Raw genomic sequence first — 1,607 nt, forward strand, 5'->3', positions numbered from 1 at the left:
TTGCTCACGTTCAACAAAAGCCCACTGTTCACAACTTCAACCAAGTCATTTTTACCACGAAAATGGTTCAAAAACAAAAAATGGATCAGGCGAGAGCGGAATCGATAGCCGCATCAATGCGCCCTTCCGCAATCTTCATAACCAAACGCTGAGCAACAAGCCATTCCTTGCCCAGGCGTTCCTCGAATAAAATCGTCGAAACTGCTTTTTGACCGCCATCCTCGAGAGTCCGAATAGACTCATTGAGTAGCGCACGCCAACGTCGTGTGCCGCCGTCCGTGACGACTGAAAGATGAATGCCAGCGTCTGGAATAGAAAGGCTACGGGGCATCAGAACCAGATCCGACCTCGCTAAACCCAGCGGAGCGCCGGCGATGACGATGCGTTCGGCCATGTTGCGAAGAGGCGACTTGCCCTCGGGTTTTCCGGTCTTTTGCTTGGCGCTCATGAGTTTTCTCGCGTTGTTGCCTTAATGCTAAAGTCCCGATCAATGACGCGCAATAGAATTCGACTTGTGCAGAAGGATTCGCTAGGGAAGCATGAAGGAGTCAATCATCCAAAGTCTGACGGAGTCCGCTATGATCACGCTCAATCCCGCCAACGCCGAACATCAGTACCTCGAACTCCTAAAACGCATCCGCGACCGTGGCGATGCCCGCATGGACAGGACGGGCGTTGGCACCCGCGCCCTCTTCGGGGAGATGATGAAGTTCGATCTTTCGGACGGAACCGTGCCCATCTTCACGACCAAGAAGGTTCTCTGGAAGGTTGCCCTCAAGGAACTCATCTGGATGTTGTCCGGCGGAACCAACATCCGGGAACTCGTGAAGCAGAACGTGACCATCTGGACCGACTGGCCGCTAAAGCGGTACCGCGAAGAGACGGGAGATGAGATCGATCGCAAGGAATTCGAGCGCCGCGTGGCCAAGGACGATGCGTTCGCCGCCGCCTGGGGGGAACTCGGACCGGTCTATGGAAGTCAGTGGCGCGCCTGGCAAGCACCGGACGGAAGTACCTACGATCAGATCTCGGATTGCATCGAACAGCTCCGAAACAACCCGGCGAGCCGCCGCATCATTTTCCACGGCTGGAACGTGCCGGACCTCCCCTCCATGGCCCTGCCGCCGTGTCATCTTCTCTACCAGTTCGGCGTTTCGGCGGGAAAATTGAACCTCATCATGTACCAGCGTTCTGTGGACACCGTTCTGGGACTACCTTTCAATATCGCGTCCTGTTCGTTCCTCCTGCGGATGGTCGCTGATCAAGTTGACCTACAACCAGGAACGCTCACTTGGTTCGGCGGCGACACCCATCTCTACGACAACCATCACCACGTACTCGATGTCCAACTCGACCGCACGCCGAACGCTGCCCCGAAACTGAACCTCCTGCGCAAGCCGGGCAGCCTCTTTGATTACGTGCCGGAGGATTTCGAACTCGTTGGATACGAACCGCAGGGATTCATTAAGGCGGATGTCGCAATATGAGGAATGCAGGGATTCTTACCGGGCCACGGACCCGAAGCTTAAAAGGACAATCCCTACGTTTCGGCTGACAGACCCTTGGTGTCTTCGATGATCCAGAGGCGCGGCAAACCCCTTCCTTCA

2 protein-coding genes are annotated in these 1,607 nt (G+C 55.6%); one reads left to right on the top strand and one right to left on the bottom strand.

Annotation, left to right across the window (positions count from 1 at the left end):
• Window positions 1-85 precede the first annotated feature (85 nt).
• A complete protein-coding gene (locus E1297_RS02020; protein WP_155133251.1) occupies window positions 86-448 on the bottom strand; it encodes a hypothetical protein in 363 nt (120 codons plus the stop codon).
• Between the two features lie 130 nt (window positions 449-578).
• On the opposite strand from E1297_RS02020, the gene thyA reads away from it, so the two are divergent.
• On the top strand, window positions 579-1,487 hold the full coding sequence (thyA, locus tag E1297_RS02025) for a thymidylate synthase (protein WP_155133254.1): 909 nt from the start codon (window positions 579-581) through the stop codon (window positions 1,485-1,487).
• Window positions 1,488-1,607: the final 120 nt, after the last annotated feature.

Source organism: Roseibium sp. RKSG952, assembly GCF_009711355.1.